Here is a 14,993-nt window from a genome sequence, read left to right on the forward strand (position 1 = left end):
GTCAGGGTGTCAGCACCGTCTTGTAGCGGAACAGGGTGCGCGCCGTTTCGGCGCGCAGGGGAATCTGCACGTACTCGCCGCGGCGCCACAGGTCGAACTGGTCGAGGAAGGTGGTGCTGCCCAGCCAGCCGTCCTGGCCGCCCAGCAGGACGAACCGATTGGCGTCGGGATCGCCGAGGTCGGAGATGTGGCGGGCGTTGGCCCCCATGCGCACGCGGTGGACGCCGCCGGCGAAGCCGTGCGCAGTCTTCATCACCGTCTCGTTGCCGCCGGACGACGGCACGTCGGCGAAGCGGTAGCGCCGGCCGATCACCGGCACCGATCCCAGCACGTGGGCCAGGCGCAGGCGGTGCACCGCCCCCCAGGTGCCGTGCCGGCCCGCCTCCGCCGCCGCCCGGTCCAGCGCCGGCCCCAGGGCCGCCGCCAGCCGATCGGGCGGGGTGCGGTCCAGGTCGTCGCGCAGGAAGGCCCAGGGCTCCCACCCCGCGGTGTAGACCTCCAGTCCCGCCCTGCCGCGCAGCCCCAGGGCGAAGTGGTAGAGCAGCAGCTCGAACCCCAGGGCACCGGCCGATTCCGCGTCGTAGCGGCCGTCCCAGGGGCGCAGCCCGTCGCAGAACCGGCGGCGCTCCGGGGATGCGGCGTCGAGGCCGGCGTCGCGGGCCAGCGCCAGCAGCCGGTCGCGCAGCTCCGGCGCCGAGGGGACGAGCACGTCGCGCTGCGCCGCCTGCAACTCCGCGATCCCGACGGGGTCGGGACGACCCAGCAGGGCGCGCAGCCGGCGGACCCGGTCGTCGGGGGAGAAGAAGAACCCCACCGGCACGGTGCCCGCCGCCTCCGGCCGGTTGTTGGCCGAGGCGACGAACCCGCGCGGCGGCGACAGTACGGCCGGCAGGGTGGCGGCGGTGGCGAAGCGCTCCCAGTGGCGGCGGGCGTCGCGCGGCACGAACAGGTCGTCGGGCGGGTGCGGCGGCCGCCAGGGCAGGCGGGCGGCCATGCACTGGCCGACGCGACCGTCGGCGTCGGCGTAGACCATGTTCTGGGCCGGCACCGCGAAGCCGTCGAGGGCGTCGCGGAATTCCGCCCAGCCGGCGGCACGGTTGACACCCAGCAGGGCGGTCACCTCGTCGCTGGGCAGGTGCCCCACCCAGTGCAGGGCGAGGCGGCGGCCGCCGGCGTCCGGCAGCAGCGGCGCGTCGGTCAGGATGGGGCCATAGGGTGTGTCGCGCACCGTGACGGTGACCGGCTTGCCCCAGCGCACGCGGATGGTTTCGCGGCGCTCGACGATCTCTCCCTCGGGCAGGTCGGTGACGTCGAACAGCTCGCTGGATTGGGCGTGCAGGCTGGTGCCGCCCCAGGCGATGCGGCGGTTGCGCCCCAGCGCCACCGCCGGCACGCCGGGAATCATCAGCCCGACCGCGTTCAGCCCCGGCCCCGACAGGCCGGCCATCAGCCAGGTGTTGGGCAGCATGATGCCGAGGTGGGGGTCGCTGGCGATGAGCGCGCTGCCGGTGGCGCTGCGCTCCGCCGCCACGGCGAACGCGTTGCTGCCCTGCCGGCCGAAGGCGCCCAGCAGGGACAGCAGTGCATCCACCCCGCCGCCACCGCCGCCCGCGAACGCCGGCACCGGCATGGCGTTGTCGCGCATCATCCGCTCCCACAGGTCGGGCCAGTCGGTGCGGGCGCGCAGGCGCAGCAGGGGGATCCACACCCGCCAGGTGAAGTCGGTGGCGGCGAGTCGGCCCAGTGCCATCAGGTCCTCCACCGTCCACGGCTCCGGCCGGTGGCCCAGCAGGGCCAGTTCCTCCGGCAGCTCGCCGGGGCCGGCGATGACGGCGTTGATGCCGCGGGCGAAGCCGGTCAGCCAGTCGAAGGTGGCCTCCGGCATGGTGGCCACGATGGGGCGCACCGCCCGGGTGAGGTCCAGCGTGCGCAGCGTGCGGTCCAGGTCGACCGCCACCGGCCCCAGCAGCTCCGCCAGCCGGCCATAGGCGGCACGGCGCATCAGCTCGATCTGGGCCAGCCGCAGGTGGGCGTGGACGACGCCGAGCCCGACGGCAAGATCGGCGTCATGCTCCGCCTCGATGAAGGGGACATGGTGTTCGTTCCAATGGATGGTGACGGGGGCGCGCAGCGGCAGGTTGCGCGTCGGCACCGCCCGGAGGCGTTCGGCAACGGTGACCGTCCGGGGTGGCCCCCGGCGCAGGGCCGCCGGCACGACACGGGCCGCCAGCCGCCCCAGCCCCCATGCCGTTCGCAGTGATCGCGTTCGCGAAGATCCGGTCGTCTGTTTTGGCATGCGGTTCCGGAGGGTCCGTGTGGTGGGCGCGTGGCTGCCGGGGTGAACGAGCCCCGCCGCGGCGCGGTTCCACCGCCCCCCCTGACGGAGGGCGGCGGAACCCCGGCCGTTCCCCGCGGTTGGCGTTGTTGCGAACCACGGAGGAGCGGCGATGCGTCCGGTGAGCTTTGCGACCTACAATCCCTACGTGCTGCGCGATGCCGCGAACCCCCGCGTGCGCCGTCGAACCATCGCCGGCGCCGGCCTGTTGTATGAGCCGCCCGGCCCCAGCCAGCCCCGCCACCTGCCGGCTGTGGTGGTGATGGAGGGGCTCGGCGGCCTCAAGGCGTGCCGCGAACCGGCCTATGGCGAGCGGCTGGCCCGCCAGGGCTACGTGGCGCTGGTGGTCGACAGCTTCGGCCCGCGCGGTCTGGCCGATGCCGGGCACAACCGCCGCGCCGTGCGGGTGACCGAGTCCATGATGCTGGCCGACGCCCACGCCGCCCTGCGCTTCCTGGCCGATCACCCGCGCGTCGATCCGCGGCGGATCGCGGTGATGGGTTTCTCCTACGGCGGCATGATCAGCGTGGCCGCCGCCTATCGGCAGATCCGCGAGCTGTTCGCCGACGAGGGGCTATCGTTTGCCGCGCACGCCTCCTACTACGGCTGTTCGGTGCCGCGCTTCGACGATTCCGCGACGACCGGCGCTCCGGTGCTGATGTTGCTGGGTGAACTGGACGAGAACGTGTCGGTCCGCCGTGCCCGCGACATCGCCGGCGACCTGCGCGCCGGCGGGTCGGAGGTGACGGTGCGCGTCTATCCCGAGACCTTCCACCAATGGGACGGCGACGACGTCGAGCGCCGCCACGTCGGGCTCAACCTGGGCAACCTGCGCTTCCGGGTGACCGAGGACAACCGGGTGGTGGACGAACGCACCGGCCTGGTCATGCGGGGACCGCTCAGCCGGCGGCTGATGATCGGGCTCGGAGTCTCGCGCCTGGGCTACGACATCCAGGCCAGCGCCAGAGCGAAGGGATGGTCGGACGAGGACCTGCACCGCTTCCTGACGCTCAGCATCGGCGAACCGGAAATCCTGACGCGCAACGGGTGCGAGCGGCGCAGCGGGAGCATGGTGCGGTAGTAGCCGCCCGTCACTCCGGCCAGAAGGCGTCGTCCATGATGCGGTCGAACGGCCAGGGGCAATCGGGCGGGAACACGTCTTCCGGCAGGCCGGTTTCTCGTTCGGCCCTGATCGCCGCGTCGCCATAGGCGTCGTCGATGATGCCGGCGATGCGCGCCTTCAGGCTCGGATTCTGGCGCAGGTGACGGGCGACGGCACGCCGCTGCTCCTTGACGGACAGGCGCCACGAATTGCCGCGCAGGCTCGGCTGGTGCTGCCAATTCAGGAGGTGCAGCAGCAGGATGGCCAGGCGGTTCACCAGCTCGTTCCGCTCGCTGCGCCCCATGCTCTCGATCTCCTCGGCGATGTGGGCGACGTCGGCTTCGGACAGCCGGCCGGCGCGCAGCAGGGCCGCCTGCTCCATGGTCCAGGCGTAGAAGTCGCCCTCGTAGGTGCCGGACATGGCGCGTGCCTCCTCCAACGGCGGGTGCGGGAGATGGGGATTCCCTGCACAACATAGCGCCGCCGCCGCCCCCTCGCCAGCGCCGCCCCTCATACGGCCGGAAAATGATCACTTCCATCATTTTCCGGCCGTGAAACCCGGCAGATCAATGCCTTGGCATTGATCGAGAGGGTGATACCAACGGCACCCTTCAGGTGCCGTTGGTATCAATCCTGCGCGTCGGTGCGGGCGGAGCGCAGCGGCAGTTCCCGCAGGAACAGGGCCAGCGTCAGCGACACCAGGGCCAGGCCGGCGGCCAGCAGGTACAGGGTCTCGAACCCGCTTTCGAAGGCGGCCAGCGCGGCGGCGCGCGATGCCGCCGGAAGCTGGTCCAGCACCGCCACCCCGCCGTCCATCACCTGGCGGGGGTCGAGGCCGGGCAGGCCCGCGGCGGCGAGGCGGGCGGTGACGCCGGCGCTCAGCACCGCGCCGAACAGGGCCACCCCGACCGACCCGCCCAGCGAGCGGAAGAAGCCGATGGAGGCGGTGGCCGCCCCCAGGTCGGCACGGTCCACGGCGTTCTGCACCGCCACCGTCATCACCGGCATGACCAGCCCGAGCCCGACCCCCAGCGGCACCAGGACCAGCACGGAGAACAGCGGGTCCGCCGCCGCCCCGGCGAACAGGCCCAGCAGCAGGTACATGGACGCCGACAGGGCCAGCCCGGCGATCGGGAAGACCTTGTAGCGGCCGGAGCGGGCGATCAGCCGGCCGCCGCCCACCGCCCCCAGGGTCATGCCCAGCACCAGCGGCAGCAGCAGCAGGCCCGAGGCGGTGGCGCCGGTCCCCCGCGCCAGTTGCAGGTGCAGCGGCAGGAAGACGATGCCGGCGAACAGCACCATGGCGGACACCGCCACCACCGGGTTGGCGATGGCGACCACGGGGATGCGGAACAGGCGCAGCGGCAGGATCGGCTCCGCCACCCGGCGCTCGTGCCACAGGAAGACGGCCAGCAGCACCACGCCCCCCGCCGCCAGCCCCAGCACCGGCGCCGACGTCCAGGGCAGCACGCTGCCGCCGCGCGACACGACGATCAGCAGGCTGGTGACCGCCGCCATCAGCAGCACCGCGCCCGTCACATCCACCCGCGGCCGGGCGACGCCGGTCGGCAGCCGGCCCAGCGCCCGGTTGGTCATCACCAGCGCCACGGCGCCGATCGGCAGGTTGATCAGGAAGATCCAGTGCCAGGAGGCGTATTCGGTGATCAGCCCGCCGGCCAGCGGGCCGGCGACGCTGGCCAGCGCGAAGACGCCGCCGATCAGCCCCTGATAGCGGCCGCGCTCGCGCGGCTCCACCACGTCGCCGATGATGGTGAAGGCCAGCGCCATCAGCCCGCCGCCGCCCAGCCCCTGGAGACCGCGGAACAGGATGAGTTGCAGCATGTCCTGCGCCAGGGCGCACAGGACGGAGCCCGCCAGGAACAGGACGATGGCGATCTGCAACAGGCGCTTGCGGCCGTAGAGGTCGGACAGCTTGCCATAGACCGGCGTCGTCGCGGTGGAGGCCAGCATGTAGGCCGTCACCACCCAGGGCAGTTCCCGGAGGTTGCCGAGGTCCGCCGCCATGGTGGGCAGGGCGGTGGCGACGATGGTCTGGTCCATCGCCGCCATCAGCATGGCCAGCGCCACGCCGCTGAACACCTCCAGGATCTCGCGATGGGTGAAGGTGACGCGATCGGCGGTGGACGGCGGCATGGGGGAGTCCGGCTCTCGTCGGCGGGGAGCGCCCACCATAGCCGCCCGCCGGCCGGACGCAAGGGCGGGGACAGCCGGCGGAGGCGGACGGTCCTTCCGGGGTCAGGTTCCCTTCAGTCCGTCGCGCAGTTCGGTGAGCGCCCGGTGCAGCGCGCCCATGGCGGCGGCATCCAGGCCGCTGGCGCAGCCCACCGCCTGCTGCACCGCGCCGGCGCGGTCGCGCAGCGCCCGGCCGTCCGGGGTGAGGGTGACGCGGACCAGACGCTCGTCGGCGGTGTCGCGGCGGCGGGTGACCAGGCCGGCCGCCTCCATCCGCTTCAGAAGCGGGGTCAGGGTGCCGGAATCGAGGAACAGGCGGCTGCCGAGGTCCTTCACCGTGACGTCGTCGGTCTGCCACAGCACCAGCAGCACCAGATACTGCGGATAGGTCAGCCCCAGCGGCTCCAGCAGCGGCTTGTAGACCCGGTTCATGGCGTGCGCCGCGGAATAGATGGCGAAGCAGAGCTGGTCGTCGAGCGGCAGGGGAGGGGGAAGGCACGGGGAGGCGGCGTCGGTCACGGTCGGGGGCTTCTCGGCTATGCGCATCGACATAAGCCTAGCGCTCTCCGGCGGCGGGGCAATTCGATTGCGCGCAATTGACCTGCATAGCCGTCATGCGCCGAATTAAATTGCGCGCAATCGAATTGTGCGGCATGGTCCGCGGCGTCACAGCGGCGGAGCGAACGCCCGCCGCACCTCAACAAGCCAGGAAGGGGAGAGTTCGATATGAAGGTGCTCTACAAGACCAGCGCCACCGCCACGGGCGGCCGCGACGGCCGTTCCGCCACCGCCGACGGCGTGCTGGACGTGCAGCTCTCCACGCCCAAGGAACTGGGCGGCGCCGGCGGCCCCGGCACGAACCCGGAGCAGCTCTTCGCCGCGGGCTATTCCGCCTGCTTCCTCGGCGCGCTGAAGTTCGTCGCCGGCAAGGAGAAGGTGAAGCTGCCCGAAGACACCACGGTCACCGCCGCCGTCGGCATCGGCCCGCGCGACGACGGCACCGGCTTCGGCATCGATGTCGACCTGACCATCGCCCTGCCGGGGATCGAGCGGGACAAGGCCACCGACCTGGTGAACAAGGCGCACGTGGTCTGCCCCTATTCCCACGCCACGCAGAACAACATCGACGTGCGGCTCTCGGTCGCCTGATCCCGTCGGCGCGGCGGGCTTGCCGGGCGCGGGCGGGGCGCGCATCCTGTTTCGCCCCGTCCCCGTGCGAGCCCCGATGCTGACCGTCTCCGGCCTGCACTCCGCCATCCTGAAGCCCGCCTCCTTCACCGTCGGGGCGGGGGAGTGCGTGGCGGTGCGCGGGCCGTCGGGGGGCGGGAAGTCCGCCCTGCTGCGCGCCGTCGCCGACCTGGACCCCGGCCGCGGCGACGTGCGGCTGAACGGCGTCGCGCGCGAGGCGATGCCGGCGCCGCAATGGCGGCGGCGCGTCGTCTACGTCGCCGCCGAGTCCGGCTGGTGGGCCGACCGGGTGGGCGACCACATGGCGGATCCGGCCGCCGCGGTGCGGCTGGCGGCGGCGCTGGGCCTGCCGGCGGACTGTCCGGACTGGCCGGTGGCCCGCCTGTCCACCGGCGAACGCCAGCGTCTGGCGCTGGTGCGCGCCCTGGTGCTGCGCCCGCCCGTGCTGCTGCTGGACGAGCCGACGGGGCCGCTGGATGCCGGGTCCACGACGCTGGTGGAGGAGTGCCTGCGCGCCGAACTGGCCCGCGGCGCGGCGGTGCTGCTGGTCACCCACGACCCCGCCCAGGCGGAACGGCTGGCGGTCCGCACCCTGTATGTGGAAGCCGGGCGGGTCGTCGCCGACGGGGAGGTGCGGCCGTGCCGCTGATCTCGCTCGGCATTCCCGACCTGATGCTGGCGGCGTCGCTGCTGCTGGTGAACGGCGCCATCTCCCTGGCCCTGGCCCTGCGGCTGGAACGGCCGCTGGCGGTGGCGGCGGTGCGCATGGTGGTGCAACTGGCCATCGTCGGGCTGGTGCTGGAGCGGATCTTCGCCCTGGGCTCGCCCTGGCTGACGCTGGGGGTGGCGTTGGCCATGGCGCTGTTCGCCGGGCAGGAGATCATGGCCCGGCAGGAGCGCCGGCTGGCCGGCCCGTGGACCTACGGGCTGGGCACGGCGCCCATGGTGTTCGCGGCGACGCTGGTGCTGATCCTGGCCCTGTCCACCGCGGTGCGCCCCGACCCCTGGTGGGACCCGCGTTACGCCATCCCCATGCTGGGAATGATCCTCGGCAACGCCATGAGCGGCGTCAGCCTGGCGCTGAACGCCCTGACCGTGGCGGCCTGGCGCGAGCGGGCGGCGGTGGAGGCGCGGCTGGCCCTGGGGGCCGGCCGGTGGGAGGCCATGCGTACCCTGCACCGCCAGGCCCTGCGCACCGGCCTGATGCCCATCATCAACGCCATGGCGGCCACCGGGCTGGTGTCGCTGCCGGGCATGATGACCGGCCAGATCCTCGCCGGCGTCGCCCCGGCAGAGGCCGTCCGCTACCAGATCCTGATCATGTTCCTGATCGCCGGCGCTACCGGCCTGGCGGTGCTGGCCGCCACCCTGGCGGCGGTCGCCCGGCTGACCGACTCCCGCCACCGCCTGCGCCTCGACCGGCTGGCGCCGCCGCGGGGGTGAAACCGGTGCGTGCGGCCTATGCGTCGCCGGCGCGGCGCAGGGCGGCGCGCACGGCGGTTTCCAGGGCGGCGGGCTGGATCGGCTTGTGCAGCAGCGCGCACTGTGCCGCCGACGCCTCACGCAGGCGGTCCGACGAGGTGTCGCCGGTCAGCAGGATGCCGGGAACGTCGCCGCCCAGGCGGCGGCGCACCGCGTCCATCAGCATCAGGCCGGTTTCGCCGTCGGGCAGGCGGTAGTCGGTCAGCACCAGGTCGGGCGCCAGCCCCTCGTCCAGGTGGGTCAGCGCCTCGCCGGCGCTGCCCGCCTCCACGACGCGGTAGCCCCAGCCCTCCAGCAGCAAGCAGAGGGCCATGCGGATGATGGCGTCGTCCTCGGCCAGCAGGACGAGCGCTCCGGCATGGCTGCCGTCATCGTCGGCACCGTCTGCGGATGCGGGGGCCGGAGCGTCGGCGGGCATTCCCTGCGGCAGCAGGACGGCGAAGCACGACCCGCGGCCGGGCGCGGAGCGGACCTCCATCGTTCCGCCCAGCATGGCGATCAGCCGCCGGGCGATGGACAGGCCCATGCCCAGCCCCTCACGACGGTCGCGGGCCGGGTTGGCGACCTGGTAGAAATCCTGGAAGATGCGGTCGATTTGGTTATCCGGAATGCCGATGCCGGTGTCCCACACCTCCAGCCGGATGGTGCGGCCGTTGCGCCGCACGCCGAACAGCACCCGTCCCTGCCGGGTGTAGCGCAGGGCGTTGGACAGCAGGTTGCGCAACACCCGTTCCAGCAGGCCGCCATCCGTCTCCAACACCAGCCGGGACGGCACGGTGGTCAGACGCAGCCCCGCGGTCGCGGCCACGGGCGCGAACTCCGCGTGCAGGCGCTGCATCAACCCGTCCAGTTCGACGCGCGCCGGGACAGGCGCGATGAGGCCGGCCTCCAGCTTGGAAATGTCCAGCAGGCAGTCCAGCAGCGAACCGAGGGAGCCGACGCACTCCCGAAGCTGCTCGGCGATGCGGTGCGCGGCAGGGGACAGCGATTCCTTCAGCAGCAGGTCGGAGAACAGCATCAGCGCCTGCACCGGCTGGCGCAGATCATGGCTGGCCGACGCCATGAAGCGCTCCTTGGCGTCCAGCGCCACATTGAGGTCGCGCTCCATAGCCTTGATGGCGGTGATGTCGGTGACGCTGGTCACCACCGCCTCCACCCTGCCGGCCCCGTCGGGGCCGTCATCCGTCACGGGATGGCTGCTGACGCGCAGCCAGGTGGCCCCGTCGCCGGCCGCCGCGCCTGCGACGCCGCTGCGGGCGATGCCGATCACCCGTTCGATGACCGGCCGGCCGTCGCGGCGCGCCTGTGCCGCCGGGGGCAGGCCCTGCAGTCGCGCCCCGTCGGCGGCGATGTAGCGGCACCCCGGATGGCCGTCGATCCCGTCCCTGAACGCCTCGGCCCCCGGGTCGAGCAGGGCCGCCGCCGGTCCCGACAGCAGCCGTTCCGCCATGGCGTTGGCCACCAGGACGCGGCCGTCGGCGGCGTGCATGGCCACACCCTCGTGCAGGGACTGCACCAGCGTGCGGTGGCGCCGCTCGCTGACACGCAGCGCCGCTTCCGCCTCCAGCCGCGCGGTCACGTCGCGGAAGGCGAGCACCGCGCCGCCGTCGCGGCCGGGGGCGGCCAGGCGCGACACGCTCACCTCCGCCGTAAAGACGCCGCCGTCACGGCGGCGCATCGGCTGTTGCGCCAGGATCAGCGGTGCCCCGTCCGCCGGCGGATGGGCCAGCGCCGCCGCGACGGCGGACCCGGTCCCGATGAACGGGACGGCGAACAGGGCGGCGGCGGGGCGGCCCACCAGATCGGCCTCGGTGAACCCGGTGATCGCCAGGGCGGCGGCGTTGACGAAGGTGACCGTTCCGCCCTCGTCGACGCCGCACAGCCCCTCACCGACCGATTGGAGGATCTGGTGATAGGCGGCGCGCGCCCGGTCGGCTTCGTCGCGCGCGGCCTGCAACTCCCGCACCCACGCGTTGCGCTCGCTCACGTCGGTGACGGTGAGCAACACATCCCCCTTCTCGCCATCCTCAAGGGCCACCGGACGCCCGTCCGTCAGCCCGTCCATGGGGCCGTCGGCACCGACGAACATGAACTCCTGGCGGATCCAGGTGCCGCCGCCACGCAGGCGCGCCAGGGAGGCGAGCAGCCGGCCATGGTCGAACGTGGCGACCAGCAGCGTCAGGGGCCGCCCCCTGAGCTGGCGGTGCGGCAGGCCGAACTGCCGTTCCGCCGCCGGGTTGGCCTCCCCCACGATGCCGGCGGCGTTCACCGTGAAGCAGGCGAGCGGCAGCGACCGGAAAAGCTGCACATACTCGCGCCGCGACACCTCCAGCGTCTGCTGGGCGTTGCGCAGCTCCTCGTTCTGGATCTCCAGCTCCGCCTGGTGGACGTACAGCTCGTGAACCACCTCGCGGAAGGTGGCGGCGGAGAGGTCCGACGTGGCGAAGGCGCCGTCGGTCAGGATCGCCTCGGCGCGCCGTCGCAACCCGCTGAGACGCTCCTCGCTCATGGGGCGTCCCCTCCGGCGGGAGCGGCAGCGGGGGCGTGGCCTTCGACGTCGTCGTCGGCCGCCAGCCTCAGCTCCAGCAGCTTGCGGTTGGTCACGTCGATGTGGCTGACCACCGCTCCGGAGACGGGTGCGGTCAGGCGCACCGCCGTCAGCAGATACCAGTGGGAGCCGGCGGCGCTGCGGCACGGGTACTCGAATCCGTATTGCCCGGCCTCACCCGTCACCACGCGCCGCAAGCCGTCGCGCACGGCCGGCGGCAGGGGCGACCGGTCCAGCCCGTTCGGGCCGTCGGGAACCGGCGGGCCGCACGGCATGTCGCCGCCGCCATCAGGCGGCGGAGCGGTTGCCGTGGCAGCAGCGAAACGCTGCCACGACGCGTTCGTCATGGTGATGGTCCCTTCGGCGTCCAGCACGGCAATGTGCTCGGGCAGGCTGTCGATGATGGTGCGAAGCCTCTCCTGCGCGTTCCGGGTGGCGGTGACGTCAATGAAGGTGATGACGGCGCCCTCCACGGTGTTCTTCTCGCTGAGATAGGGCAGGATTCGCGTCTGGATCCATCGCCCGTCGCCCACCCGGACGTGGCGTTCCACGGGCGTGGAATTCGTGAACACGGCGCGGATGTCGCGGAGAAAGTCGGGATAGTCGATGTTGGTGGACAAATGCGCGATCGGCCGGCCGACGTCGCGGGGAATGATGTTGATGAAGCTGGCCGCCGCCGGCGTGAAGCGGCGGATGACCATGTCGTCGTCGAGGAAGACCACGCCGATGGCAGTGGAGCGCAACAGATTGTCGAGATCGGCGGTCATCTCGGTCAGTTCCTCCACCTTCGCCTGATATTCGGCGTTGACGGAATACAGCTCTTCGTTGACCGACTGCAGTTCCTCGTTCGTGCTTTGCAGCTCCTCATTGGAGGCGAGGAGTTCCTCGTTGGTCGCCTGCAGCTCCTCGTTGGCGGTTTCCAGTTCCTCGATGGTGGCTTGCAGGTTCTCGCCGCGCGACATCAGTTCCTGTTCCAGGCCGCGGATGCGCTCCGCCGCGTCGGCGTTCAGGTCGAAGGGGGTGTCGGCCGGCGGGACCGCGCGGACCGTGGGTTCCAGCAGCACCAGGGCGTAGCGCCGTCCCGACTTGCGCGAGGCGAAGGGCTTGACCCGCAAACTGATGGCGCTCAACCCCTCCCGGTCCTTAACCGGGATGTTGGCCAGGGCGAATTCCTCCGATGACCGAAAGACGCGGTTCAGCGCCGTCCCCGCGACCATCGCCACCGAGGCCGGCAGCAACTTCAGCACACTCAGCGTCGCCTCGCCGGCGGGAACCCGCAGGATCGGTCCGGCGTCGCCGAAGACGTGCAGGATGTTGAGCTGCTCGTTCACCAGCAGGCAGGGTGGCACATAGGTGTTCAGCAGGACACCGATGGCCTCGTCGATGGCCAGGTTCTCCTCGCCGTGGCCGTCCATGGACAGATGATCGCCGCGCACCGGCGGAGCGCTGCGTTGAGGCAGCAAAAGCCGCGACAGCCGGTACGATCCCGCGCGCAGGGACTGGAACAGCTTGTTGCGGCTGTCGACGGTGTGGAACTCCGGCGCCAGGTCGCCCAGCGACTCGCTCGACCCCAGGAACAGGAAGCCGCCCTGCCGCAGGGCGTACTGGAACAGGCCCAGCACCTTGCGCTGCAAGGGCGTGTCCATATAAATCAGCAGGTTGCGGCAACTGATCAGGTCCATCCTGGTGAAGGGCGGGTCGCGCATGATGTTATGCTGCGCGAACACCACCATCCGCCTCAGCTCCCGCGAAACCACGTAACGTTCGCCGCGCAACTGGAAGAAGCGCGCCAGACGCTGCTCGTTGACGTCTTCGGCTATGGATCGGGGATACTCGCCGGTACCGGCGAACTCGATGGAATCCTGGTCGATGTCGGTGGCGAAGATCTTGACGTCGACGGTGCGCCCCTGCTCCTCCATGGCCTCGATGAACAGCATGGCGATGGAGTACGCCTCCTCGCCCGTGGCGCAGCCGCACACCCAGACCCGGATGGTGTCGGGCTGCCCCATCTTGCGAACCAGCCCGGTCACCGCCTTCGCGGCGAGTGCGCGGAACGCCGCCTCGTCGCGGAAGAAGCGGGTGACGCCAATCAGCATCTCCTTGTACAGCGTCACCGCCTCGGCGCTGTTGGCGCGCAGGAACGCGGCGTAGTCCTCCGGCGACTCCAGACCGACCGCGTGCATGCGCCGCTCGATCCGGCGCATCAGTGTCGCCAGCTTGTACAAGGAGAAATCGACGCCGGTGACCAGGCGGATGGTGGCGACGATCTGCGCCAGCGGGTCACCGGCAGCGGACGGCTCGCGCCGGGCGGGCAGCGGACGGGCACGGGCAATGGCACGGCCTGCGTGTTCGACGATCGATCCGGGCAGCGCCTCGGGGGCCAGCACCGTGTCCGGTGCGGCGGCGGCGATGGCGCTGCGCGGCATGCCGTCGAACTGCGCCGTCTCCGGGTCCTGCACGGCGGCGAACCCTCCGGCGGATTTGATGGCCAACAGGCCGCGCGTCCCGTCGGACCCGGTACCCGACAGGATGACACCGATGGCCAGGGGTCCCTGGTCGTGCGCCAGGGCGGCGAAGAAGATGTCGATGGGCAGGCTGATGCCGGTCGCCGCTTCCTTGGCGGTCAGGCGCAGGCGGCGGCCGTCGATGGTCATGTGCTTGCCCGGCGGCAGCAGATAGACGACGTTGCGCTCCACCGCCATGCCGTCGGCGGCCTGGATCACCTCCATGCGCGTGTGCTTGGACAGCAGGTCGGCCATCAGGCTCTTGTGCACCGGCGACAGGTGCTGGACCACCACATAGGCGAGATCGCTGCCGTCCGGGACGTTGTCGAAGAACCGTTGCAGCGCTTCCAGCCCGCCGGCGGAGGCGCCGATGCCGACGATGCAGCAGGGGCGGTCCTGAACCGTTGCCGGAAGGGTGCCGTTCGGTTCGGTGGAGGGCGGAAGGGTGGGAGTGTCGGAGGGCACGGCCGTGGTCTTGCGCTGCGTCTGGTTGCCAGTCGAAACCTTACCCCCTGGCTCCCCGGGTGTGGAAGTCCCTTTCTCTTCCCGCCGCAGAGACCAACGGGCCGGTGAGATAGTACCTGCCAAGATGTTGCAATTCTTTTCTCCGCAGATATAGGGGGCCCCCTCGCACCGTCAATGTATACTGAAAAGCCGATGTCGTTCCTTAGGCAAGTCATATATTATGGTTTGCGCAGCCCGGACGGAAGTGACTGCCTATGCTTGGAATAATAGTGCGAACGGCGGAGGACGCGGCGATCCTTTACCCGCGGTCGAGAACGAATCGCCGGCAGGGTTCGCCACCATAGAGGGCAGGGCCGGCGGACCGGAAGCCGAGCCGGGCGGCGACGCGGGCGGAGGCGGCGTTGTCCGGGTGCACGTCGGCGACGATGCGGGTGAGACCGAGCGAGGTGAAGCCGTGACGGACGATGACCGCCGCCGCCTCTGTGGCGTAGCCGTTGCCCCACGCGTCACGGCGCAGGCGCCAGCCGATCTCCACCAGGTCCGGATCGTCGCCGTGCGGGACCAGGACGACCCATCCGATGAAACGCCCGGGCGCCGGCTTCACGAAGACCGACCAGTATCCGAAGCCGGCGGGCGGGGTGTGCGCCAAACGGGCCGCCAACTCCTGCCGGTACGCCCCGGGGTGGGCCGGCACGCCGCCGACGTGGCGCATGACGTCGGGATCGGTGTCCATGGCCAGACAGGCGTCCAGGTCGGCCGGCGTACGCGGGCGCAGCAGCAGCCGCGCCGTTTCGTACGCCGGCGGCGTCATGACGGACCGTCCTTCAGGATGGCGTGGATGGCGTCGAAGAACTGAGGGATGGGAAAGGGCTTGCGCAGGAACCCGTCGTAGCCGTCGAACCGGTCGCGCAGCGCCGACTCGGACACCGCGCTCATCATGAGGATGGGGATGTGCCGGCGCGCCGGGTCGGATCGCAGCGTCCGGCCGAGCGCCGCCCCGTCCATCAGCGGCATCATGAAGTCGGTGACGACGAGATCCGGTGTCACCTCACCCAGCCGGTCGAGCGCGTCGCGGCCGTTGGCGGCGGTGAAAACGCGGTAGCCTTCGTCCTCCAGGAGAACGGACAGGGCACCGGCGATGCCGAACTCATCTTCCACCAGCAGGATGGTCTTCAC

Annotated in this window: 12 protein-coding genes; 4 read left to right on the forward strand and 8 right to left on the reverse strand. The window is 71.5% G+C overall.

Translation table 11 applies throughout. From position 1 onward, the window contains the following. Position 1 precedes the first annotated feature (1 nt). Positions 2–2,152, reverse strand: a complete 2,151-nt coding sequence (locus tag G472_RS34505) for a penicillin acylase family protein (protein ID WP_051341071.1) — start codon at positions 2,150–2,152, stop codon at positions 2–4. Between the two features lie 295 nt (positions 2,153–2,447). Between G472_RS34505 and G472_RS37430 the strand changes: the two genes are divergently transcribed. Continuing rightward, entirely contained in the window at positions 2,448–3,416 is a 969-nt protein-coding gene (locus G472_RS37430) for a dienelactone hydrolase family protein (RefSeq protein WP_051341072.1), read from the forward strand. Positions 3,417–3,426: 10 nt separating this feature from the next. Here the strand turns inward: G472_RS37430 and G472_RS0120120 are convergent, their stop codons facing one another. The 3 genes from G472_RS0120120 to G472_RS0120130 all read right to left on the reverse strand — a co-directional run bounded on the left by G472_RS0120120 (position 3,427) and on the right by G472_RS0120130 (position 6,182). Continuing rightward, positions 3,427–3,858: a DUF29 domain-containing protein gene (locus G472_RS0120120; protein ID WP_029009811.1), complete on the reverse strand. Its 432-nt coding sequence runs from the start codon at positions 3,856–3,858 to the stop codon at positions 3,427–3,429. A gap of 206 nt (positions 3,859–4,064) precedes the next feature. Then, complete coding sequence (locus G472_RS0120125) at positions 4,065–5,591, reverse strand: MDR family MFS transporter (protein ID WP_029009812.1); 1,527 nt, start codon at positions 5,589–5,591, stop codon at positions 4,065–4,067. A gap of 102 nt (positions 5,592–5,693) precedes the next feature. After that, on the reverse strand, positions 5,694–6,182 hold the full coding sequence (locus G472_RS0120130) for a MarR family winged helix-turn-helix transcriptional regulator (protein ID WP_084536799.1): 489 nt from the start codon (positions 6,180–6,182) through the stop codon (positions 5,694–5,696). A gap of 174 nt (positions 6,183–6,356) precedes the next feature. Here G472_RS0120130 and G472_RS0120135 point away from each other — a divergent pair, with 174 nt between their 5' ends. From G472_RS0120135 to G472_RS0120145, 3 genes are all read left to right on the forward strand, one after another. Continuing rightward, positions 6,357–6,779, forward strand: a complete 423-nt coding sequence (locus G472_RS0120135) for an organic hydroperoxide resistance protein (RefSeq protein WP_029009814.1) — start codon at positions 6,357–6,359, stop codon at positions 6,777–6,779. 76 nt (positions 6,780–6,855) lie between these two features. Beyond that, positions 6,856–7,467 carry an ABC transporter ATP-binding protein gene (locus tag G472_RS0120140; RefSeq protein WP_029009815.1) on the forward strand — a complete coding sequence of 204 codons (612 nt, stop codon included), beginning with the start codon at positions 6,856–6,858 and terminating at the stop codon, positions 7,465–7,467. Beyond that, entirely contained in the window at positions 7,458–8,261 is an 804-nt protein-coding gene (locus G472_RS0120145) for an ABC transporter permease (protein WP_029009816.1), read from the forward strand. Before G472_RS0120140 ends, G472_RS0120145 begins: the two co-directional genes overlap by 10 nt. A gap of 16 nt (positions 8,262–8,277) precedes the next feature. Here G472_RS0120145 and G472_RS0120150 read toward each other — a convergent pair whose 3' ends face one another. The 4 genes from G472_RS0120150 to G472_RS0120165 form a co-directional block, all read right to left on the reverse strand. Then, on the reverse strand, positions 8,278–10,809 hold the full coding sequence (locus tag G472_RS0120150; RefSeq protein ID WP_029009817.1) for a hybrid sensor histidine kinase/response regulator: 2,532 nt from the start codon (positions 10,807–10,809) through the stop codon (positions 8,278–8,280). Continuing rightward, complete coding sequence (locus tag G472_RS34515; protein ID WP_084536800.1) at positions 10,806–13,817, reverse strand: chemotaxis protein CheB; 3,012 nt, start codon at positions 13,815–13,817, stop codon at positions 10,806–10,808. Before G472_RS34515 ends, G472_RS0120150 begins: the two co-directional genes overlap by 4 nt. A gap of 298 nt (positions 13,818–14,115) precedes the next feature. Then, positions 14,116–14,628, reverse strand: a complete 513-nt coding sequence (locus tag G472_RS0120160) for a GNAT family N-acetyltransferase (protein WP_029009818.1) — start codon at positions 14,626–14,628, stop codon at positions 14,116–14,118. After that, positions 14,625–14,993 carry a response regulator gene (locus G472_RS0120165; protein WP_029009819.1) on the reverse strand — a complete coding sequence of 123 codons (369 nt, stop codon included), beginning with the start codon at positions 14,991–14,993 and terminating at the stop codon, positions 14,625–14,627. Before G472_RS0120165 ends, G472_RS0120160 begins: the two co-directional genes overlap by 4 nt.

The sequence above is a fragment of the Azospirillum halopraeferens DSM 3675 genome, assembly GCF_000429625.1.
GTDB classification, from domain to species: Bacteria; Pseudomonadota; Alphaproteobacteria; order Azospirillales; family Azospirillaceae; genus Azospirillum; species Azospirillum halopraeferens.